This is a genomic window from Halobacillus sp. GSS1 (genome assembly GCF_017307035.1).
Lineage (GTDB): Bacteria > Bacillota > Bacilli > Bacillales > Halobacillaceae > Halobacillus > Halobacillus litoralis.
Genome location: NZ_JAFLHE010000001.1, coordinates 885,245 through 906,602 on the forward strand (window position 1 = coordinate 885,245; position 21,358 = coordinate 906,602).

Here is a 21,358-nt window from a genome sequence, read left to right on the forward strand (position 1 = left end):
TACAGGAGCTGGTCAATCCTCATTATTTTTGAGGTTTCAGTATCGTCCGCTGTAAAGGAACGCCTCCCATAGGAACATTCCTTTCAAAGAATACATAAGCTTTTCCGTCCACAAGAAAAACATGGTCCCCCTTATAATGGACGTCTTTATATCCTCTATCCCTTAATTCTTCACTAATTGCTTCAATATACGCTTGATGATTCATATAACGTTCATCAAAATCCATTTGTATATGGCCTTTACGATACCCCATCAACCAGTTAAAAAACAGAAAAACGCCAATACCGGCAACAGTACCGAGTATAATATAAAGCCAAAACATATCATCACCCCATTACCTGCATGTACGATAAGCCTCAAGAAAACGTTTCAGAAAAATAAAAAAAAGACCAGCTTTCCCCTGGTCTTTTTAGAGGGTGTTTCTCAGCCCCAAGCACTCATCCCGCCTCGTACATTGGTGATGTTTTCGAAACCTTTCTTTTTCAATACTCTCGCTGCGTTCGCACTTCTCATTCCGCTTTGGCAGATTAAAACGACTTCCTTATTACGGTCCAACTCCCCTGTTCGTTTTGAAAGATCGGAGAGAGGTATATTTTTAAACGGTTTTTTATGATTTGTCCGGTATTCTGCGGGTGTCCGGACATCGACCCATTGCACATTTTTTTCTTTCAAGCGCTCTTTTGCTTCCTGGACAGTTATATTTTGAACACCTTGGGCTGGTAACAGCTTTTTAATGATGAACCAACCGAGTAACAATCCGATTACCCATGGGAGAATAGCTTCCATTTGTTTCACCTCTTATTTTTCAATCATACACGGCATCGCTCGGCACTCCTGGTGCTGAGTTGGAATGGTATAACCAATCACTTCATACCCTTTTCTCTTCAGTAGTCTTGCTGCCAAATTCTTTTCAACTTCATCTGAACAAATGAGCAAAATCGGTCGCTGTGGTATATCTTGATGATGTCTTTCTAAATAAGCCAGTGGAAGACAAACAGCGTGCGCCAATTTATCCTGAGATGACGTTTGATAATCTCTCGTATCAACGGGAACGACCATGCCATCTTCAGACGTTACTTCGGACATATCCATCTTTTTAACATGGGAAGCCGGCAAGTATCTATGAAGAATGAAGAGCCCCGTCCCTACGATTAACGCTACGATCAACACGAATGACATGATGTTCCTCCTTTGTCTTGAACTACGATCATTTTATACCCTGCGTGGTATGTATGTCAACAAGTAAACCTCGTCTTGTTACCAATGAATATTTAAGCAGAGAACGAGGCTCTTTTCCAGAAAAAGGGCTTATGCCGAGCCCACCATCTGCTGAATTCGATTATGCTAACAACAGAAGCTGTTCATAACAAGAAAAGCCTAAAGCAGCAGCTTTAGGCTAATGAATCATTCTTTAATTGATCATTCGATTCTGGTCTTTCCAAAACTTCTTGCGAATGATGACTTTCTGGATCTTTCCAGATGCAGTCTTTGGTAATTCTTCAATAAACGAAACGTTTTTGGGTGCTTTAAAATGCGCCAACTTCTCCCGGCAAAATAGAATCACTTCTTCTTCAGAGAGGATTTCCCCCTCTTTCACCACAACTACCGCACGGGGTACCTCGCCCCACTTTTCATCTGGCACAGCTACAACAGCAGCTTCAAGTATGGAAGGGTGTTCATATAAGGCCGCCTCCACTTCGATGGAAGATATGTTTTCTCCTCCGCTTATGATCACATCTTTTTTACGATCGACGATTTCAATATTCCCTCCCTCATCAACCACTGCCATATCTCCCGTATGAAGCCATCCATCCCTTATCGTCTCATTTGTCGCTTCCACGTTTTTATAATACCCTTCCATCACGTTGTTTGATTTTGTTACGATTTCCCCAATGGATATTCCATCGCTCGGAACTTCATCTCCCAACTCATCTACGACCTTCACCTGGCTGCCGATCATGCTGTAACCAGCCTTTGCTTTCAACCGGTAACGTTCTTCCGCTGGCCGATCAATGTCCATCGACCGAAGTTCCGATGTAGTAATGAGCGGTGAGATTTCCGTCATGCCATACACCTGAATGAATTTCCATTTCAAATCTTCCTCCACTTTACGTACAAACGCCGGCGGCGGAGCAGAACCAGCGATCACGACTCTTACTTCCTGATCAATGGATGGCCGCTTCTCTTCGTAAGCGCCAATCACCATGTTTAACACAGTTGGCGCCATATGTAGCACGGAAACTTGGTGCTCCTCTACTTTATCCAGGATCAGTTCAGGGTCTGTTTTTCGAAGCATCACTTGTGTTGCACCATTCGCCGTATAATAAAAAGGAGATCCCCAGCCGTTCACATGGAACATAGGCAGGACATGAAGGAGAGTATCCTGATCCGTAACCCTTAGGTGATGCATGGATGATAAGGCATGGAGATAGTTGGAGCGATGACTTAACAATACTCCCTTAGGATTTCCCGTCGTTCCGCTCGTATAGAGTAAGGAGGCGATGTCTGTCTCTTCTACATGCTCTCGTTCAAAACGATCGGATGAAAACTGGGACAGCCACGACTCATACCCTTCACTGGAAGAATCCCCATGAACTATCACTTTTTCTATAGAAGGAAGATCCTGTACAACCTCTTGTACCAGCGGAAGGAGAGTATGATCCACAAGAAGCACTTTACTTTCACTGTGCTCTAAAATGAACCGATAATCTGCCGGTTTCAATCTTGTATTTAACGGAGTCATCACCGCCCCCAGTTGAAAGACACCATAGAACCCTTCCAGCATCTCCGTCGAATTCGGAGCTAGATAAGCAACCTTGTCCCCTTTCTTTACTCCCAAGGATTCAAGCCCTCTTGATAACTGGTTGACGCGAGCGTTCAATTCCCGGTAAGTCAAAGTCCAATCATCATCAATGATTGCCGGTTTCTCTCCATATAACTGTACCGCTCTGTCTAGAAACTCTGTCAATATCAATGGAACATGCATCGGATACCCTCTCCCTTTAACTTTATTATTAAGCGCTTACATATTATTCTAATTGTAATACTGTTCTACATCAATAGTCGATTTCGATTCGTGTACACAAACAGATGATTTTCCCGCATTCCACAGGCATGTGTTTCCTTCAACTTCTGATGGGTTCAAAGACTTATGTAAAGAGAGCTGTCATGCAGCTCTTATGAATTTTCAAAACGTGCAAGACCTCTACGGAAGGCCGCGAGGTGATTCAATGATGCATTCCTTAACTGTGTAAAAACAGTTCTCGCATCCTCTGGCAAATCATACAATAAGAACTTCTCATACATCGAGATGTTTTCGATTTCCCCCTGCACACCAGCAGCATATGCCGCTTTGACACTGTCAGGAATGATTACATATTGACTGGCATTATCGGAGGGTATAGGAAATTGATACCTTGTAAAAAGTGTATTCAGGGCAGTGATGTGCCGTTTCTCCGCTTCCTGGATACGGACGAATGTCTGGATATCTCCAAACTCCCTCCTGATAGCATCATACCGGGCCTGGGCAAGGTATTCATCCTGGATGGCATAAGTCAACATGTCTTGGAATGTTAACGAAGAAGCATTCAGAGCACCTGTTGCTCCATAATCCTGCTGTCTGATCTGGGCACGATCCTTTTTGGGAAACGAAAGAAAATAAAGAAACCATACCGAATGGTTCTGCTCATCAGCCGCCGCCTGGCGGAACGTTTCTTTGATGGAAAGATCCTGCGCTTTCCGTTCTATTTCATGATAGAAGTCCACCGTCTTTTGTTCATCAATAAACGCTGCATCTATCCCTTCCCTGTACTGTTCCGAGCAAGGGGCGTCGATTTTCGGGGAGGGTTGTTTTCCGGTCAGTTGCTTATAAATATTAGTGAAAGCCTCGTAGTGACGGATTTCATCCTGACGAATCTCATAAATCTGCTGTCTTGCCTGCTGTGTAGGAGCTAAATCAGCCAATTTATTATAGCAGGCAATCGCACTGTACTCCCCGTTAATCGCTTTTTCAATATCCTTCACGATTGATTGGTCACTTTGGACGCGAAAGTAACCATCATACCCATAAGGGTTAAACGTATATCCATATTGATTCCGATACAATCCATCCAACCTCCTTTTTAGAAGTCATCAACCTATCCTATGAAAACTGGGCGTTTTTTGTGTGCAAGTCGATTTTCCTGAACTTTTATCATGGATCACTTCACACAGAAAAAAACGTAATGAAGAATTCCTCTTCATTACGCTTCCGTTGGCATGTTTTATTTTTTTAAAAAACAAGAACACCCTTACGATTTTTAATAAATCCCTTCCGATACTGATGGTGCATTGGCTAGTAAAGGCTGCGGTTGTTTTTCTATCCTCCGGCCTCCAGTCGTCAGCAGTGCTCTGCGTTCAAAGGCACCAGGATATTCAACGACCCAACCATGTTCATCAATGACTAGAGCGGTCTCATAATCTCTACAGCGGTATTGAAAAATCCTATAGCCATCGTTGTCTCCTAGATACGTGTATACCTGGAGCAGTGGACATACTTCTTTCCTTAATACATCGATAAAAACCATTTTGAACGTGCGTCGTTCTCCTACATGCCAAGTCACACGATTGATCGGCAAGGTGTTCGAAAAAGGGGTAATGGTCAAATCGACATTCGTCGCACCATCCAGGTTCTCATCGTATTTTCCATTGATCCACCATTTATCCTGATTTTCCGCCTGGACAACAAAAGGTTCCGTCTCCTGATTTTGATAAACCTTCACCTTTTTGGTCTTCCAATCCAGTCCGAGCTTCAACTCATAAATAAGATGGTGCGGCACTCCCTGATCAACAAGCAATACTGTTCCTCGTACCTCCATGTGGTTGGTGAACGTTCTCAAAGTTAAATGTTCCGCCCCAGCCGACTCCATATGATTCCACATCACACGTTGCTCCATATGATTCCCTCCTAAATGGATTTTTTAACAGACCCCTTCATCCGAATGACTGTCCAACCAGGTTAAGAACCGACCATTTTCATCCCTCTCTGAATCCCATCTCGCTCCTCCTTCTCTTAAAATTCGCTACCTGTTTTGAAATTCCTTCCTTTTTTTACATAGAGAAGGATAGAGGTCAAATACTAAGTTAATCATGTTGCAATCGTTTCAGAAATATATTCAGAGTAGGAGGTGAGAAGGAAATGTTTTCATCCAAGTGGCGCATGCTGAAAAAAGACCTGAAGGCCGCATTGAAGTCAACACCGTCTTCATTGACGACGGAGGAAGAAACGCTGGTGAGGGAAATAAGAAGAATCACTCAGGAGAAAAATCGGAATAACGTCACACGTACGATGGCGTACCTTCATTTTTTTCAAAAGCATCCCGAGATCCATTGGGCGTTGCTCGCCCATCTCGTATCTAGAAACGCCGGCTGGAACATGACTGACCTGAAGGGTGAATACCTGCCAAAGCTTTTAACAGGAAAGGAAGGAACAGACTTTTTCGTCTTCTTAGAACGTGGAAATTGGCTCATTTTTCAGGATGCCTATCCACAACTATTGTTGTATGATGCCAGTTTGAAGCATGGCCGCCCTCTCTACCACCTATTAGATGCGTTGAATGTTTCCAAATTCATGAAGCCTGTTTGGGAACGCTATTGGAAAAATGGAAACAGCGAAGAACTGACCAAAGCGCTGATCGTCAATGAACAGCATTATATCGAAAATCGGGTCATAAGAAATCACCTGTATATGGCGACCGTTATGGATAAAGTGATGTTCAAGCTTCAAGATGTGCTTTCCATGAACCATATCCTTTTCCCTTATGTGACCCCCATCCAGCAAAAGATAAACCTTGTGGGTGGAACCGTTCACCACTTTTCGGCCGTGGATGAACGCATTCTCCTCGGAAGATCTCTTTATGAGCTTCTTTATGGTGTTCGGTCACGCTTAGATCAAATCGTCCAATGGTGCTCCGCTCATGCACACACCGGCTCGCGCAAGGATTATTGGCCGCAGCTGTTCAATGATATCAACGAAACACCTCCAGGTCATGTGCATGAAATGACCGTGAGCCCATGCAAACGAAAGCAGAACGGTCCTAAAATTTACAGTCCTAGGCTTGAGATTGTGTGGGAGGATTGGGTCCATGCAGAAGCGGAGACAGGAGATTGGTTCAAGAGTGTACACGTACTGGATTTGATGAAAAAGGATGCTAAGGAATTGAGTGGAGATATCGAATCCGTGTATTGCCGGACGATGGAAGAAATCGAGTTCGCCTCCCAAACCAAGCATACGTTCTTCCAGAAGCCAGAAGAACGATTCGAAGACCGCCCTTAACTATGCAACTGATTATTTCGTGAAGTTTGTTGGATTAGTTTAAGAACTTACCAACGATGAGGCCCGGGTTCTCTAAATGAACAGAGTGGCCGGTATCAGCGAAAACACGCTCTGTGCACAGGGTCAATTCTACTAATAACTGCTGATACTCCCGCCAATGTTCAGAAGGATGATTAGCGCTAATGACAACCACTGGCAGAGATTGTTGTAAGGGCTGGGCTTCCTTCAATATCCCTGCACTTCTCTCTGCGTATTGATATTCTTCATACGCTGCAAGGAAGCTTTTCGGACGATAACCCATGTATTGTAATGCTTGTTTAACTTCTTCATTCTATTCGTTACGGCCCACTTTCTGCTTCATGAGCCTTGGTAATCTACATTCTGTTCTCATCTCCTATTGTCTTGGCGCAAATAACATGACACATACGCCTATAAGGCAGATCCCCGCACCAATCCAGTCATAAAAATCAGGGGTCTTACGGTCCACGCCCCAACCCCACAACACAGAAAGAATGATGAACACCCCGCCATAGGCGGCGTATACACGACCAAAGGATGGGAAGCTTTGAAACGTAGCGATCACCCCGTACAAGGCAAGGGTGAATCCTCCGGCAATCCCCCAGGAAAGTGGCTTCCCTTCACGGATGGCGAGCCAAATCAAATACCCTCCTCCGATTTCAGCTACTCCTGCTAGTAGAAATAAAACGAATGCCTGGATCATTACGATCACTCCTGTAAAACAACGATATCTATAAATTTTAAGGGGATTCACCTACCTGTCACAAGCCAACAAGTATCATCCTCCATAATCAGGACTTAACTCACTCCAGACATCCAAACGATTTCCGTTTACATCCTCAAATACAAAATTCAAACCAGGGTGACCCCTGTCTTCGATTTCTCCCACTTCGACGCCTTTGTCTTTTAATTCCTTCTGTAAAGACCTCAAAGCTTCTTTTCCATCCACTTCAAACGTGATAGCAAACCGATCGCTACCATCCTCATCTACAAAGTTGGATGTTTGTTCCGGTGATGACTTTACCAAGAAAATACTGATGTCCGCTAAGCTGATGATTGCTTTCTGCTCATCCTGATAATGGATGGATGCTCTAAGCTTTTCTTTATACCAGACTGCGGATCTATCAACTTCCTGGACGGGTAAGTAAATGGTTCCTACTCGGATTAGTGAATGGTTCATGATACGTCCTCCTATCGATATATGTATTCCACCAAATGCTAGAAACTCCTTCTTTCAATAAGTTTCTTATGTTAAAAAAGCTCCCTTTTCTTGAAGACTCAGTTTCGAGACTTTTGTTGAGTGGGTGGGGGCTGCGTGGAATGACTCGCTTTCCGCGGGAGTCTCGCCATTCCCCTCCGCCCCTTTGCTATATGAGTATCTCGAAACCACGCCCGGAAAAGGACGCTTTTATCTTGTAAGGAAAGTAGAGCATTATGTATATTATCGCTATTATGAATGAAAAAGCTTGTTATAAACGCTTTATGACTATAGGTCAGGATTTGTGAAGAGAACTTCTGCTTGGCAAAGGGGTGGTTGGGAAGCTGTGAGACTCCCGTGGGAGAAAGGAAATAGGCGAGATCCCTCAGGACATAGTCCGAGGAAGCCCGGCGCTCCCCCACAGGAAAGCAAGTTGCTTCCTAGACACCCCTGACGCCTAACTTAGCAACGAAACCCCTTTAACTTGAAACTGAGTCTTCAAGAAGCCTGCCATATTCGTTAATAACTCAAGTCTAAAAAAACAGGGCAGGCGTTAGTCATAACGCTGCCCTGTTCTGTCATTTTCTTCTTCCTCTTCTCTTTCTTCTTCTTGAAAAGGTGTTTCTGTTTGTCCGCTCACATAATCGAACGGTGTGTAGGAGTTATCCGGGTACTGTTTTTTCACAAACATACGATAGGCAGTGCGAAGTACAACGACAACGATTATACAGGAAAACAGCACTGTAATAATTGTTGAAACCATAAACCGCTCCTTATATCTTTAATTTAACAGCTCTTGTCGCGAGCATTGTTTTAATGTGATGATCGATGGTTCTTCCTCCACCGAAATCATCTTCATAGATTCCTGCAATGACAAACCCTGCATCTGTCTGTCCCTGAAGCTGATCTTCCAGTGTGTGTCCGAACTCAAGCGTTTCGCCTTCCCTCACTTCTTCCTCTTCAAGGGCGGAGTAAGGAATCTTGTGTGCCACTTCCAACTTTCCTTCATCCTCTTTTTCTGCATCAAACAAGTAGAGGACGGGATTCATAAAGCCTGAAATGAGTGTTCCTTTATCCTTCAAAACACGTGCCGCTTCCTTCCAGACAGGGCGAACATTTTCGATGAATACGTTGGCCACAGGGTGAACAATGAGGTCGAAGGTTTCATCAGCAAATGCTGATAAATCTGTCATATCACCTTTAACGGTTTTCAAATCGAGCCCTTCCCGTTGAGCTACCTCCACGTCTTGTTGCAATTGTTTCTCTGACAAATCAAAAACCGTGACATCAGCACCTGCGGCAGCGAGGACCGGTCCTTGCTGGCCACCTCCGGATGCGAGGCAGAGAATCTTTATGCCTTTTATCGATTCAGGAAACCAATCTCTTGGCACCTGACGATCTGCGGTCACACCGATGGACCACTCGCCGCAACGAGCTTTTTCGATTGTTTCAGGGGTTTCGCTTTGGGTGTAACGTACCCCGTCTTCCACTTTCTTGTCCCATGCTTTACTGTTATGTTCTGTCGTTTGGCTCACTTTTCTCTTCCTCTCTTCTTTTAGCAATAAGGTTAGTCCTAGTCCCTCCTTCAAATGACGGTAGATCATGCCGGCTGGTCGCTGGTGTGCATGCGGTTTCCGTATTGATGTTTAAGTTCATCTAAAAGAGATTCTGCATCCTGATCGGATAAGTTTTCTAAGTAAATATTCTCTTCCTCACCTTTGTCTGATTTTATGGAAATGACATCATCCATTTGCTGGATACGCTCAATGTCTTCATCTGCCAGACGAGTATTCGGATCTGCAATGCCCACCCGGATCTCGAGGATATCATCTTCCAAGCGCACATAATCTCGCTCAGGCATTTTGTAATAGTGGATCATTTGCCACGTACCTAATAGAAAGATTATACCTGATGCGAAAACGATAAATGAATCGACACGGCCGTTTAAATACAGAGAAAGTCCTACCGGTAATACCCCTGTGAAAATGTTAACCAACGAACCCCGCGCTTTTTTTCTCCATAATTCTGTGTTGCTATATTTATAATTCAAAACATCACCCTCTGAAACCTCTCGCTGCGAGACTGATTTGTCGTATGCAGCGTTGAAATGATTGCTTCAAGGTTAAAAATCGACCTTTCTCCTCGTATTCTTCCAACATGACCCGAATGAGTGGCAAACCATAGAGTTTTTGGTTCCTTCGTTTATCAGATATTTTCATGCCCATTTTTTTATGGTCCTGGATTTTAATGAACTCTTTTGAATAGCGCTTGATTTTCTTTGTTTTTTGTCCATAAGTAGAGAAAACAAATCTTTCAACAGACCCTCACTCCTTATGCAAGACTTCCTCATCCGATAAGTGGATCATAAGCGGTTGGACAAATAGGACGATTAATAAAAGGAAGACAGCGAAAAACAAGGCTGACGTCAGTCGCATTTGGAACGTTTCTACTAATAACATAAACACAAAAAATGCCGAAACCGCTAATATCCCTGAACGATGATAGGACCGTTTCGTAGAATAATGTTCCTCTCCGCAATGCGGACATTCTTTCTTGCCGCTGACTTTCATCGATGAAAGCAGTGCTCTTCCAAATGACCAACTGCGTCCGCATGCCTTACACCTCACCTCGTTCACTCTCCTTTAATGCTTCCACTTCTTTCTCCAAATGTTGAATCCGCTCCTCCTCGCCGGTTGATCGAATGTTACGCACAATCGCAAGAACACACCCGATGGCAGCGATCGTTACACCTATCGTTCCAATGAAGAATACAAGGAAAAAATCGATCATTTTGTTCCCTCCTGCTTTTCTATACGATTGATATGGTCCGAATGTTTCAATTTTTCCGAAAGAATATTATTGATAGCTTCCTAACCAAAAGGAATAACTTCCGATGCGAAACAAATAACGACTTAACTCAAAAAATCCTTCAAAAAATAAGCACTCCATAGCGGAGTGCTTATTTTTTGAAGGATTTCCAGTTGAGATCACTTTCATTTAACAGTTCCTCAAAGCTTTTGTTTGCTTCTGCTCGCTTACGCTCTTCGATGCGGCGCTGCTTTTCCTGTTCTTCACGTTCGTCGGCCTGCTGTTTCAGCTCTGTCTTTTTGGATTTCAGCTTTGATAAAACATCAGCATTAAGCTGGTCGCCAAGAGAACCGGGTTGCGGCTTTTTCTTACTCATACGGTCGCCCCTTCTTTCACGTCTTTGATCGGGATGATCGGATTCAGGATGCCATCCGGGCTGGAAAGGCGGAACGTGCCTCTCATGAAATCAAGCTTCATTTCTTTTTTGAAAAAAGTGGCTTGCTGATCATCGATAATGACGGAATAATCATCATTTTCTACTTTGAGATCTGTAGGGCGTTCTTCTTTTTCCAAACGAATGGTCGGCAGTCCATTCACGCCGCATCCACATCCTTCGGTGTCATAAAAAAGACGGATGAGTGGACGCTCGGGATCCTGAATGTGTTCTAGCTGCTGCTTCGCCTCTTCTGTGATGCGTAGTTTCATCGTTCATCCCTCCTGTTTCTTCTATTGTAAGAAAACTCAGCTTCAGAGGCAACGGTTATGTTTATTCTGCATAGTGTCCACCGACCAGACGACTGCGGTGGCGGGCGGTTCCTGCATTTGTCCAGGACACTGCCCGGAGAAGCATATCCTGTCCGTAACGCTCGCGAATCTCATCCATCGCATAGCCGAGGTCCCTTTTTTTATCGCGGCCGTCATCAAACAAGTCCAGTTGGACATTGGCATCTTCTGTAATGTTTCCAAGAGTCACGGAGATGCGGCGGACGACTCCGCCATTATAAAAGCGTTGGAACAGGGTGAGACAGGCGTGATAAATATCCATCGTAATGCTCGTCGGATGTTCAATAGATACAGAGCGATGAAAGCCACCCGCCCCTTCACTTTTGCTATAGCCGATCCCAAGAGAAACCGTTCTCCCTGCATGGCCTTTTTTCCTTGCACGTCGAGCGACTTCTTCACACATCTCGAGGATGACGTACTTTACTTCTTCAGGATCCTGGTAATCGCGAAGGAGAATCTGACTTTTCCCATAGCTCACCTGACCGTGAATAATCGGAGCTCCGGGGTCGGACAAGTCGATACCATTCGCGTGGTAGTACAGCTGGTTTCCCATCACACCAAACGTTTTTTCCAGACGATCGAGCGGAAACTTCGCCAATTGCCCGACAGACCAGATGCCCATACGATTCAACCGATGCTCAAGCCGCGGGCCAATGCCCCACATTTCCGACAAGGGAGCGACCGGCCATAACTTCTCTTGAAAGTCATCAAACGTCCAGCGGGCGATGCCTTTCTTTTTTGCTTCAAGATCGAGACAGAGTTTAGAAAGCAACATGTTTGGGCCAATGCCGATCGCTGCATCCAGGTGGAACGTTTCTTTTAATTCATCGACGATCATTTGAGCCGTTTCTTCGGGGACACCGAATTTCCCTTTATTATCTCCTACCTCTAAAAAGCTTTCATCGACGCTGTACGTATGGATCTTTTCTTTCGGGACGAATTTGTGAAAAAGGTTCGTCACTTGAGTAGACACTTCCAAGTATTTTCTCATTTGCGCGGAGACGATGACAATTTCCGGTGCGGAAGGAATTTCGAACAGGCGGCTACCTGTGCGGATCCCATATTTCTTTTTCATTGCCGGGGTCGCTGCCAATACGACACTCCCCTTCCGGTTCGTATCCGCAACTACAGCAAGCGGGACTGTGAGCGGATCAAGCCCGCGGTCAATGGCCGCACAGCTCGCATAGAAACTCTTCATATCCACACACAAAATCCCCCTGTCCGGATACCTCCCATAATCGATGCTCGGATGCCCCATGTCGCCTCCACCTCCTTTACCTAGTATATCCTCATTATGCGAATATATGTTCGCATTTGCAAGTGGCAATTCCTTCTACCATTTCCTGTCTGAACAGGTTTTACATATATTGGTGTGCCAGGTCATACAGATTTTCCCACATCACTCAACCAAAAACCTCTTCCCTGAGTGGGAAGAGGTTTTTGGTTGGGGGCCGTTATTTTTTGTTGAACTGTTTTTGCATGAGTTTTTCCATCGCGACTGGTGCGAGGGAGTAGACTTTGCTTCCGGAGTCCATCCAGGAAGGCATATTGATTTCCCGCTGTTTCGTGAATAAATGGTGGACGACAGTCCTTGCTACACGGTTCGGATCAAGCATAATCTTATCGACCGACTTCTCATACTTTCCGCTCGGGTCCGCTTGTTGAAAGAAATTGGTCCTCACAGGTCCTAGATTAACGGAAGTAACATAGAGACCTAATGGCTCAACTTCCATCCTTAAAGCATTCGTAAACCCTAAGACTGCATGTTTAGTCGCTGCATAGACCGCTGATTTAGGTGTGGCAATTTTGCCTGCCTGTGATGCTATGTTGATGATGTGTCCCTCTCCATGCTGGACCAAATGAGGGAGCAGCTGATGCGTGGCACGGAACAAGGACTTCACATTAACCGAGAGCATACGCTCAATATCCTGCCAATTCGACTCTGCTACATGATCGAACACGGCGATTCCCGCATTGTTGATCAGCCCATCAATGGATCCATGTTCATAGCAAATCCGGTCAATCGTATCTTTCCATTCTGCATCATTTGATAAATCCGCAGGGTACCATGGACATTTGACACCAAAGGCCTCTTCAATCTTCTCGGCGATGATTTCCAATTTGTGGGCGGTCCGTGCCACAAGAATCGGCGTGCCGCCTTCCTGCGCGACGTGTATCGCGAGAAATTCGCCAATTCCGCTTGAGGCTCCCGTGATCAATACTTTCTTTCCTTTTACTCGTTCATTCATCCAAATCACCTATTTGCTTGATAGAATTTCTCTCCGTCTACGTAAGAAATCTTAAGCTTTCCTACGCTCTCTAAGTAGTCCAGTTGTCCGATTGTTTCAGACATCGTCAAACCGAATTGATTCTCGATGTGTTTCGGAAAGAGACGCTTGCATACGTCATATGCACGTAATGGGCCCTCGCTAAACATCAGAAGCACCTTCTCTGCCCGCTGTTCCTGTTTTTTCAAACGTTCGGGAATCAGCTCGTGAGCATGATTGAAAATTTTCCCGTGCCCTGGATAAACTGTACTGATTTCCCACTGCAACAACTTTTCCATAGAATGGCGATAATCAAGCAAAGGTCTTGGGCGCGCCTCTCCTTTGTTGTGAGGTGGCTCAAGTAAAGGGTTCGAAGAAATATGGGACAGCAGGTGGTCTCCACCGATCAACGCCCCGTCGCCTTCTCTATAAAAGGACAAATGGCTCTGGGCGTGACCGGGCGTTTCAATCGTCACCCATTCTTCATGACCAGGCACCCGGTCACCTTCGATCAATTCATGTGTAAGCTTTCCTTCTGACGTCCACTTCAACGTTTTCCTCAATCCTTTTAACAATGGAAAAAAGCGCTCAGGCACTCCAGATTCCTTGTACATGCCTTTGAAAAATTCCTCATAATGAGAGAAGTAGGCTTCGTCACGCTCAAGCCATGGCTTCAATTTCGTGTGGCCGGCGATGGTATTCACGTCCGGTAAGCGTTCCACAAGCCCCATATGATCCGGGTGATGGTGAGTCAAAATCACCTGTTCAATATCTTCCGGCTGGTAGCCCGCTTCCTTTAACTGATTAACTAAGGCTTTCCAGCACTCTTCCGTCTTCACACCTGCATCAACCAGGGACAGCCGGTCACCTTTCACCAAATAAACGTGAACATCCCCGACCGCATAAGGGGTCGGCAATGTGAATTGTGTAATGGTATCCTTCAATGTCTTCATAACACTTCCTCCATACTGAATGATCATTCACTTTTCTACATTGTAGCATGATTGTCAGATCTTTTCCTCCTATATGACAAAGATTACGAACGTCTCATTATTCATAATTCTTTTTCTAGTGGGACTTTTTCCAAAAGACTTCAAATAAAAATTACTTTTCATTATACTTTAACGCGTCATTGTAAATTTTAAAGAAATGTAAAGGTCAATAAGGAGGAAGATCATGGAACAACAAGAAAAGAAAGGGTTGACAATGCGCATACTCGACTGGATTGAGCGTGTCGGGAACAAATTGCCTCACCCTGTCACATTGTTCGCAATATTTGCACTCATGGTTGTCGCCGCTTCCTGGATCTTCTCCACGTTGAACGTGGAAGTTGAAGACCCAGCGACTGGCGAAACGTTACAAGTCGTCAACTTGCTTTCCAGTGACGGCATTCAATACATGTTCGAAAGCATGGTAGAAAACTTCGTAGGCTTCGCGCCGCTCGGTACCGTTCTTGTTACGATGCTTGGTATCGGAATAGCTGAACGCTCAGGGCTGATCAGTGCGATGCTTCGTGGACTCGTTACATCCGTACCACGTTCATTGATGACAGCAGCGCTAGTCTTCGGTGGTATCATGTCCAGTATGGCTGCTGATGCGGGTTATGTTGTTTTGACACCACTCGGAGCCGTTCTATTTGCTGGTCTTGGCCGTCACCCACTCGCGGGTCTTGCCGCAGCATTTGCCGGTGTTTCGGCTGGTTTCAGTGCCAACTTGCTCCTTACGTCGTTGGACCCATTGCTTGGTGATTTGACGATTCAAGCAGCAGCGACAATTGATCCTGCGTATGCGGATACCATCCTTTATACGATGAACTATTACTTCATGATTGTATCTGTTTTCGTTCTCACAATTGTAGGTACACTAGTGACAGACAAGATTGTCGAACCGCGTCTAGGAGAATACAAAGGTGGCGTGAAAGAAGAAGTCAATTACCTTTCTCCACTCGAGAAAAAAGGGATGATCGGCGCTCTGATCGCGTTTATCGTGACCATCGGGTTGCTTTCCCTGCTCGTCGTACCATCCTGGGGGCCACTGCGTAACCCTGATGATTTCTTAGCATCTCCATTTTTCCATAGCTTAGTGCCGGTTATTCTGATTATGTTCTTCGTTCCTGGTTATGTATACGGGAAGATCACTAACGAAATTAAGAATGATAAAGACGTAGCCAATCAAATGTCCGACACGATGGCAAGCATGGGAATTTACATTGTCCTTGCCTTCACGGCTGGTCAATTCGTTGCCTACTTCAACCATACGAATCTAGGAAAAGTCATTGCTGTCAGCGGTGCCGAGTTCTTGGATTCGATCGGTTTCACAGGCATCGGTCTCATCATTGCTTTCATGTTCGTAGCTGGTTTCATCAACCTGTTTATCGGAAGCTCGTCAGCAAAATGGGCGATTATGGCTCCCGTATTCGTACCGTTGATGATGCAGCTCGGTTACTCTCCGGAGCTTACGACACTCGCTTACCGGATCGCCGACTCAACAACGAACATCATTTCCCCATTGATGCCGTATTTCGCAATCGTCATTGCGTTTGCACAGAAGTATGATAAGAAGGTCGGTATTGGTACATTGATTTCTACCATGCTTCCTTATTCCATTGCATTCTTTGCCATATGGACATTGATGCTGTTGATTTGGATGCTGACCGGTGCACCAATCGGTCCTGGAGCAGGATTCGAATACAATGGGTAATCCATCATAAAAAAAGCGTCCGGATATGATTTCCGGACGCTTTTTTATTACCTATATCCTGACCTGATGAGCCAGGATCATTAAACTTTTAAGACGATCGGCCGTTTCATTAATCCCTACATATGAAGTATCAATCACCACATCTGCACCTGCTCGCAGTTTTGGCAGCACATGAGTATAACTTTCTATGATTGCCTTTCTCTCATCTGGATGGTTTCCGTAAGGATTTGTCTTTCTTTTATTCACACGATCAAGCATGACATTTAAAGGCGCTTCAAGAAGAACGACATAATCAAAAGATTTATAGAACGTCCCTTGATTCGAATAACACCCGGAAAGGATTAAGTGAATGTGCCTTCTTGTTTCGATAAGATGGGAGATTTTTTCTTCATCCCACACGATTTCCTCCCCTTCTCCTGAAGCGACTTTTTTTGTGAAACCATGGTTATCAGTATCCACCACGTAGTACCCTTCATGATGCAGCCTTTGCAGGACACTGGTTTTACCAACACCAGATAACCCTGTCACAAAAATAACCCCCACTCTACCACCGACCCTTTAGAAAAATTTGCTCATCGATCCTTTCATCCCCGGCCCTTCTTAAAGAACTCATGAATGACCTGTGTCAAAATCTGTGGCAGTTTTTCAAAGCTGTATGATAATTCCAGTCGTTCGGTCCACTGATGGGGATCTCTACCTAATGGTCCGATGTTGATGATCGGCATTGTGATCGATTCCATCACTTCTGACGGCCATTCAAAACCATTTCCGCGAATCGGCATCTGCTTCGTCAAATCTGACAGGGATGAGGTGGAAGATGTCGGACCGATAAAACTCAAATCGCTCAACCCTGTAAAATACTCCACCACTTCAAGATCTTCTTCAAACTTTTCCTTCGCATAATCAATAGCAACCTTGGCCCCATGCTGAATGAAAGGATCATCATTCGAGGACACAGCTGGATAAAAGGGTGGACTGTAAAAAAGGACGATCATCGGACTGATATCTTTACATAAGGATGCCAGACTCTGGACCAGTGTGGTTGAAAAATCACGATCACCCTGGTCTCTCAAATTGACTAACCGGTTTTGACGGCGGTCCACTTCCATTTTTCCGTAACGTGCGACCGCTTCCTTGTATAACTGATCATAGGTCAGGATCGTGATATCCGGATGGAAAGCAGATGTCTGGGTACCTTCCAAATAAAAGGAGGCCTGATGATGGTAATGATTGATGATTTTCGCCTTCGCTCGCTGGGCTGCCTGCAGAAGCTTTTCATTCAGTTCAGCAATGGACTGCTTCATATACAGGACATTGTACATCGCGACCGCTGCCTGAGGTGTCTGCACCGAATACTCAAATTTCAAATCGCGCTGCATCAGACTGAGTGGAGGCGGGGTCCGCTCTCCGCCGACCTTTTCAATAAAGGCTTCATTCAGCTCCATTTCCTGCGCCAGGTAACTGACCATCAGGTTGGCGTTCAAACCTCCAAATGGTTCACCAGCATGTGTTTCTTTTCCATAGCACAAAAAGCCAGGCAGCGTCTTTCCGATAGAACCCGTGTACAAGTAATAAGCAGGATCACCAGGATATTTGCTGAACATCGGCTCGCCGTTCAAAGCGGCTTTATAGACGAGGCCCTCTTTATCACGAATGTCTGCAAGAGCAGGAAGAGCAGCCAGCATTCCTTCCGAATTCACTTCTTCATCAGGAACAGCGACGAGAAGCAGATTCCCGTCAAACTCTCCAGCCATCGCTTTTTCCAAAAGGGATAAATGAACGGTAAGTCCTGCCTTCATATCCATCGTTCCACGTCCGAACAGCCAATTCCCTGACTCCAGATCACGGGCAGCTTCTTTCGGCAGGTCTTCGATATTCTTATGTAGCTCCTGTGTGAGCTCACGTGGATAAAAAGCAAGGTTCTGATAGGATCCATAATCTTCGATTCCCACGACATCCACATGGGAAATCAAGACGAGCGTTTCCTTGGATTCGTCTTTTTTCACTAAGGCTGTCAGTAATTGACGCCCATCGTCCAGCGGGTGCAAGTTGAGGTGGCTGGGCCGTTTTTTATAATAATCGCGATCTTCTAAAATATAATATAAGTATTCGATGATTGCGATTTCCTCATTGCTGTTCGTTATACTAGGGTACTCTACAAGGGAACATAGTAGATCCGTCAACTGCTCTTTCGTCTGCCAAACGGTCATGGGGTCTCACTCCTTATTGACTTTTCCTGAATTATCAAACACAATCAAACTCATAAGCTACCTGGAAGAGGTGAACGTCACGATGAAAACCCATATCTACGCTCATAGAGGAGCAAGTAAGCTGGCTCCGGAAAATACGATGCCCGCGTTTGAGTTGGCGCGTGCAGCCGGAGCTGACGGCATCGAGACCGATGTGCAGCTTACAAAAGACCAAATCCCCGTCCTCATCCATGATGAGAACCTGAGACGTACTACCAACGGAACAGGGTTCGTACAAGACTATACATATGCTCAGCTGCGCCTGCTTGATGCAGGAAGCTGGTTTTCTCCTAAATTTTCTGACACTTATATTGTAACACTGGACGAGTTTCTTCGCTGGTTTCGTGACCAGCCTATGTTCTTAAATGTCGAACTGAAAACGAACGTCATTGCCTATAAAAACATTGAACGGATTGTCTATGAATCCCTGAAACGTTATCACGTTCTTGAGCGGACCGTTATTTCCAGCTTCAATGTTGACTCCCTCACACGCATGAAAGAAATCAACCCATCGGTTCAGACCGCATTCCTGACATCGACGAAGATGCGTAACCTCCCTCAGTATGCCAAGTCCGAGGGGTGTGACGCACTCCATGTAAAACACCGTCTTTTGGATAAGAGGCTCGTCAAACGCTGCCACAAAGAAAATCTCGAACTCCGCATCTATACGGTCAACCGCCCTTCCATGATGAAGAAGTGTTACAGCCTGGGTGTAAATGGAATTTTCACTGATGTCCCTCATCAGGCCATCGAATATCGTGACTTTTATCGAAAACGGAGAAACCGTTAATATGTTCTGGGTGTTTGCTGGGTTCCTTTTTGTATGGATGTTTCTGCTGATGGACTTCCTTATAGGAATGAGAAAAATTCCAAAACTCGAACATACCCATCCTTCTCAAACGACAGAGCTTATTTCTGTAATTATTGCGGCTAAAGACGAAGAAGATTCAATTCACAAGACGATCCATACACTGACAAAACAGGAAGGGGTCATGTTCGAAATTATAGCTGTGAACGACCGCTCCTGTGATCAAACAGGTGCGCTCATCGATGAAGCATCTGCGTTGTACCCTGATGTCCGAGCCGTTCATATCCGCCACCTCCCAGAAGGATGGCTTGGGAAAAATCACGCTCTAAAAACAGGCGCCGAGCTTGCCACTGGCGCTTATTTGCTTTTTACAGACGCAGACATTCAATTTCAAGAGCAGACCCTCGCTAGAGCAATAACATTCATGAAAGCAGAAAAACTGGATCACCTCACAGCAGCACCGGATCTAAAAGCCCGCTCTTTTGCGTTACGCGGCTTGATTTCCTACTTTTTGTTCGGTTTCGGTTATTTAAAACGACCATGGACGGCGAACCAGAAGAAACCTAAAGGTGGAATGGGGATCGGAGCTTTCCAAATGATGACCAAATCATGTTATCAAAAAATCGGGACCCATGAGGTGGTGCGTTTCCGACCTGATGATGACCTTGCCATAGGACAGAAGATTAAGGCAGCTGGCTTCAGACAAAAGCTTGTAACGGCCAAGCACCTTCTCTCAGTCGAATGGTATCCTGATTTCAAGTCTGCACTTAAGGGTTTCGAAAAGAATGCATTTGCTGGATTGAATTATTCTATTTCCCTCTCCTTGTTTGCCCTTTTCGGTGTCCTGTTTTCCCAGGTACTTCCCTTTATTTTCGTCTTTATCGGGAGTCCCGCCGTTCAAATCATTAGCGCAATCAACATCCTTTTGTTATTTTGTTTATATGGTTTAACCACCCGTTCTTTCACAAACTATCCATGGTGGATGATATTCGGCCTGCCGATCTTTGCAATCCTGTTTGTTTTCATGCTTGCAAGAGCACTCATCCTGACATGGATTCGTGGGGGAATCGAATGGCGTGGCAACCGGTATTCGATCAAAGAATTGAAACAATTTTTCCGTAACTCGGAGGAGGACCATCGTTGAAACATAAATTATTTGAACCCTATACAGTAAAGAACGTCACGTTAAAAAACCGGATCGTCATGTCTCCCATGTGTATGTATTCGTCAGACAACCAGGACGGTTACGCTCAGCCTTTTCATCTTGCCCATTACGAAAGCCGTGCGGCTGGACAAGTTGGGTTAATCATTACAGAAGCCACTGCCGTTCTACCTGAAGGCCGTATTTCCCATGAAGACCTTGGCATCTGGAGCGACGAACATATCGAAGGTTTACAAAAAATCAATGAAGGCATTCACCGTCACGGAGCTAAAGCGGGTATTCAACTGGCTCACGCCGGAAGAAAGGCCAACTTAAGGGATGAAATTTTCGCCCCTAGTGCTGAAGCTTTCAGTTCATCCATGAAGGTCCCGATAGAAATGACAAAAGAAGACATTAAACGTACAGTGGAAGCTTTCCGTAAGGGAGCTCGCCGGTCTAAAAAAGCGGGATTTGATGTAATTGAACTTCACGGAGCCCACGGGTATTTAATCAATCAATTCCTCTCCCCTCTTACGAACAAGCGGAACGATGAATATGGAGGCACCCGTGAAAGCCGGTATCGTTTCCTGCGTGAAGTGATTGAAGCCGTTAAACAAGAATGGGAGGGACCTCTGTTTGTCAGAGTCTCTGGAGAAGAATACCATGAAGATGGAAACACGATGGACGACTTTATCTATTTTGCCCGTGAGATGAAGTCTCAGGGTGTGGACCTCATCGACGTAAGCTCAGGTGGTGTCGTGCCTGCAGCAATTGATCCCTACCCCGGATACCAGGTCACGTATGCTGAACAAATCAAAAAGGGAGCCGGCATCGACACGGGTGCCGTTGGTCTGATTACAAGTGGCAACCAGGCAGAAGAAATCTTGCAAAATGACCGGGCCGACTTGGTTTTCCTGGCGCGCGCGCTCCTGAGAAATCCTTACTGGCCAAAAGAAGCAGCAGATGAACTTGGCTACTCCTTAGAAGGACCTAGACAATACACTCGTGCTTGGTGAACAATTGTGGACTGCCGGAAAAACATCCGGCAGTTTTTTTTATGGCTTTTCAAGTGT

At 45.2% G+C, this 21,358-nt stretch carries 26 protein-coding genes; 5 read left to right on the forward strand and 21 right to left on the reverse strand.

Going from position 1 to position 21,358, the window contains the following annotated elements; all coding sequences use genetic code 11:
• Positions 1–22 precede the first annotated feature (22 nt).
• The 6 genes from J0K78_RS04680 to J0K78_RS04705 form a co-directional block, all read right to left on the reverse strand.
• Positions 23–322, reverse strand: a complete 300-nt coding sequence (locus tag J0K78_RS04680) for a hypothetical protein (protein WP_206945620.1) — start codon at positions 320–322, stop codon at positions 23–25.
• Positions 323–423: 101 nt separating this feature from the next.
• Complete coding sequence (locus tag J0K78_RS04685) at positions 424–786, reverse strand: rhodanese-like domain-containing protein (RefSeq protein ID WP_206945621.1); 363 nt, start codon at positions 784–786, stop codon at positions 424–426.
• A 12-nt stretch (positions 787–798) separates the two neighbouring features.
• The gene (locus tag J0K78_RS04690) at positions 799–1,179 is read right to left on the reverse strand and encodes a rhodanese-like domain-containing protein (protein ID WP_206945622.1); all 381 of its coding nucleotides are present in this window, start codon (positions 1,177–1,179) and stop codon (positions 799–801) included.
• A 232-nt stretch (positions 1,180–1,411) separates the two neighbouring features.
• Positions 1,412–2,986 carry a long-chain-fatty-acid--CoA ligase gene (locus tag J0K78_RS04695; RefSeq protein WP_206945623.1) on the reverse strand — a complete coding sequence of 525 codons (1,575 nt, stop codon included), beginning with the start codon at positions 2,984–2,986 and terminating at the stop codon, positions 1,412–1,414.
• Positions 2,987–3,177: 191 nt separating this feature from the next.
• On the reverse strand, positions 3,178–4,104 hold the full coding sequence (locus tag J0K78_RS04700) for a ferritin family protein (protein WP_206945624.1): 927 nt from the start codon (positions 4,102–4,104) through the stop codon (positions 3,178–3,180).
• A 194-nt stretch (positions 4,105–4,298) separates the two neighbouring features.
• Positions 4,299–4,934, reverse strand: coding sequence for a putative glycolipid-binding domain-containing protein (locus J0K78_RS04705; RefSeq protein WP_206945625.1), 636 nt, complete (start codon positions 4,932–4,934; stop codon positions 4,299–4,301).
• 242 nt (positions 4,935–5,176) lie between these two features.
• On the opposite strand from J0K78_RS04705, the gene J0K78_RS04710 reads away from it, so the two are divergent.
• A complete protein-coding gene (locus tag J0K78_RS04710) occupies positions 5,177–6,313 on the forward strand; it encodes a DUF2515 family protein (RefSeq protein ID WP_206945626.1) in 1,137 nt (378 codons plus the stop codon).
• Positions 6,314–6,347: 34 nt separating this feature from the next.
• On the opposite strand, the gene J0K78_RS04715 is transcribed toward J0K78_RS04710, so the two are convergent.
• From J0K78_RS04715 to J0K78_RS04775, 13 genes are all read right to left on the reverse strand, one after another.
• Entirely contained in the window at positions 6,348–6,614 is a 267-nt protein-coding gene (locus J0K78_RS04715) for a hypothetical protein (RefSeq protein WP_206945627.1), read from the reverse strand.
• A 93-nt stretch (positions 6,615–6,707) separates the two neighbouring features.
• Entirely contained in the window at positions 6,708–7,034 is a 327-nt protein-coding gene (locus tag J0K78_RS04720) for a YnfA family protein (protein WP_160915660.1), read from the reverse strand.
• A 75-nt stretch (positions 7,035–7,109) separates the two neighbouring features.
• A complete protein-coding gene (locus tag J0K78_RS04725) occupies positions 7,110–7,511 on the reverse strand; it encodes a VOC family protein (protein WP_206945628.1) in 402 nt (133 codons plus the stop codon).
• Between the two features lie 571 nt (positions 7,512–8,082).
• Positions 8,083–8,292: a DUF3951 domain-containing protein gene (locus J0K78_RS04730; RefSeq protein ID WP_206945629.1), complete on the reverse strand. Its 210-nt coding sequence runs from the start codon at positions 8,290–8,292 to the stop codon at positions 8,083–8,085.
• A gap of 10 nt (positions 8,293–8,302) precedes the next feature.
• Positions 8,303–9,064, reverse strand: coding sequence for a class I SAM-dependent methyltransferase (locus J0K78_RS04735; RefSeq protein ID WP_370551056.1), 762 nt, complete (start codon positions 9,062–9,064; stop codon positions 8,303–8,305).
• A 65-nt stretch (positions 9,065–9,129) separates the two neighbouring features.
• Positions 9,130–9,579, reverse strand: coding sequence for a hypothetical protein (locus J0K78_RS04740; RefSeq protein WP_206945631.1), 450 nt, complete (start codon positions 9,577–9,579; stop codon positions 9,130–9,132).
• A gap of 274 nt (positions 9,580–9,853) precedes the next feature.
• On the reverse strand, positions 9,854–10,156 hold the full coding sequence (locus tag J0K78_RS04745; protein WP_206945632.1) for a TIGR04104 family putative zinc finger protein: 303 nt from the start codon (positions 10,154–10,156) through the stop codon (positions 9,854–9,856).
• Complete coding sequence (locus J0K78_RS04750) at positions 10,146–10,319, reverse strand: hypothetical protein (RefSeq protein WP_206945633.1); 174 nt, start codon at positions 10,317–10,319, stop codon at positions 10,146–10,148. The genes J0K78_RS04745 and J0K78_RS04750 overlap by 11 nt, the downstream gene beginning before the upstream one ends.
• Before the next feature lie 169 nt (positions 10,320–10,488).
• On the reverse strand, positions 10,489–10,713 hold the full coding sequence (locus J0K78_RS04755) for a YqkE family protein (RefSeq protein WP_160915646.1): 225 nt from the start codon (positions 10,711–10,713) through the stop codon (positions 10,489–10,491).
• Positions 10,710–11,042: an iron-sulfur cluster biosynthesis family protein gene (locus tag J0K78_RS04760; RefSeq protein ID WP_160915644.1), complete on the reverse strand. Its 333-nt coding sequence runs from the start codon at positions 11,040–11,042 to the stop codon at positions 10,710–10,712. Before J0K78_RS04760 ends, J0K78_RS04755 begins: the two co-directional genes overlap by 4 nt.
• A gap of 61 nt (positions 11,043–11,103) precedes the next feature.
• The gene (locus J0K78_RS04765) at positions 11,104–12,378 is read right to left on the reverse strand and encodes a Y-family DNA polymerase (RefSeq protein ID WP_206945634.1); all 1,275 of its coding nucleotides are present in this window, start codon (positions 12,376–12,378) and stop codon (positions 11,104–11,106) included.
• 196 nt (positions 12,379–12,574) lie between these two features.
• Positions 12,575–13,369 carry an SDR family NAD(P)-dependent oxidoreductase gene (locus J0K78_RS04770; RefSeq protein ID WP_206945635.1) on the reverse strand — a complete coding sequence of 265 codons (795 nt, stop codon included), beginning with the start codon at positions 13,367–13,369 and terminating at the stop codon, positions 12,575–12,577.
• 5 nt (positions 13,370–13,374) lie between these two features.
• Positions 13,375–14,340: an MBL fold metallo-hydrolase gene (locus J0K78_RS04775; RefSeq protein ID WP_206945636.1), complete on the reverse strand. Its 966-nt coding sequence runs from the start codon at positions 14,338–14,340 to the stop codon at positions 13,375–13,377.
• Positions 14,341–14,563: 223 nt separating this feature from the next.
• Between J0K78_RS04775 and J0K78_RS04780 the strand changes: the two genes are divergently transcribed.
• Positions 14,564–16,087: an AbgT family transporter gene (locus J0K78_RS04780; protein WP_206945637.1), complete on the forward strand. Its 1,524-nt coding sequence runs from the start codon at positions 14,564–14,566 to the stop codon at positions 16,085–16,087.
• Between the two features lie 51 nt (positions 16,088–16,138).
• On the opposite strand, the gene J0K78_RS04785 is transcribed toward J0K78_RS04780, so the two are convergent.
• Positions 16,139–16,615: an RNase adapter RapZ gene (locus tag J0K78_RS04785; RefSeq protein ID WP_206945638.1), complete on the reverse strand. Its 477-nt coding sequence runs from the start codon at positions 16,613–16,615 to the stop codon at positions 16,139–16,141.
• Positions 16,616–16,671: 56 nt separating this feature from the next.
• Positions 16,672–18,297: a M20/M25/M40 family metallo-hydrolase gene (locus tag J0K78_RS04790; RefSeq protein WP_206945639.1), complete on the reverse strand. Its 1,626-nt coding sequence runs from the start codon at positions 18,295–18,297 to the stop codon at positions 16,672–16,674.
• Between the two features lie 82 nt (positions 18,298–18,379).
• Between J0K78_RS04790 and J0K78_RS04795 the strand changes: the two genes are divergently transcribed.
• The 3 genes from J0K78_RS04795 to namA are packed head-to-tail and all read left to right on the forward strand — an operon-like array spanning position 18,380 to position 21,301.
• A complete protein-coding gene (locus J0K78_RS04795; RefSeq protein WP_206945640.1) occupies positions 18,380–19,126 on the forward strand; it encodes a glycerophosphodiester phosphodiesterase in 747 nt (248 codons plus the stop codon).
• Positions 19,068–20,288, forward strand: a complete 1,221-nt coding sequence (locus tag J0K78_RS04800; protein WP_206945641.1) for a glycosyltransferase family 2 protein — start codon at positions 19,068–19,070, stop codon at positions 20,286–20,288. The genes J0K78_RS04795 and J0K78_RS04800 overlap by 59 nt, the downstream gene beginning before the upstream one ends.
• Positions 20,285–21,301: an NADPH dehydrogenase NamA gene (gene namA, locus J0K78_RS04805; protein ID WP_206945642.1), complete on the forward strand. Its 1,017-nt coding sequence runs from the start codon at positions 20,285–20,287 to the stop codon at positions 21,299–21,301. The genes J0K78_RS04800 and namA overlap by 4 nt, the downstream gene beginning before the upstream one ends.
• Positions 21,302–21,358: the final 57 nt, after the last annotated feature.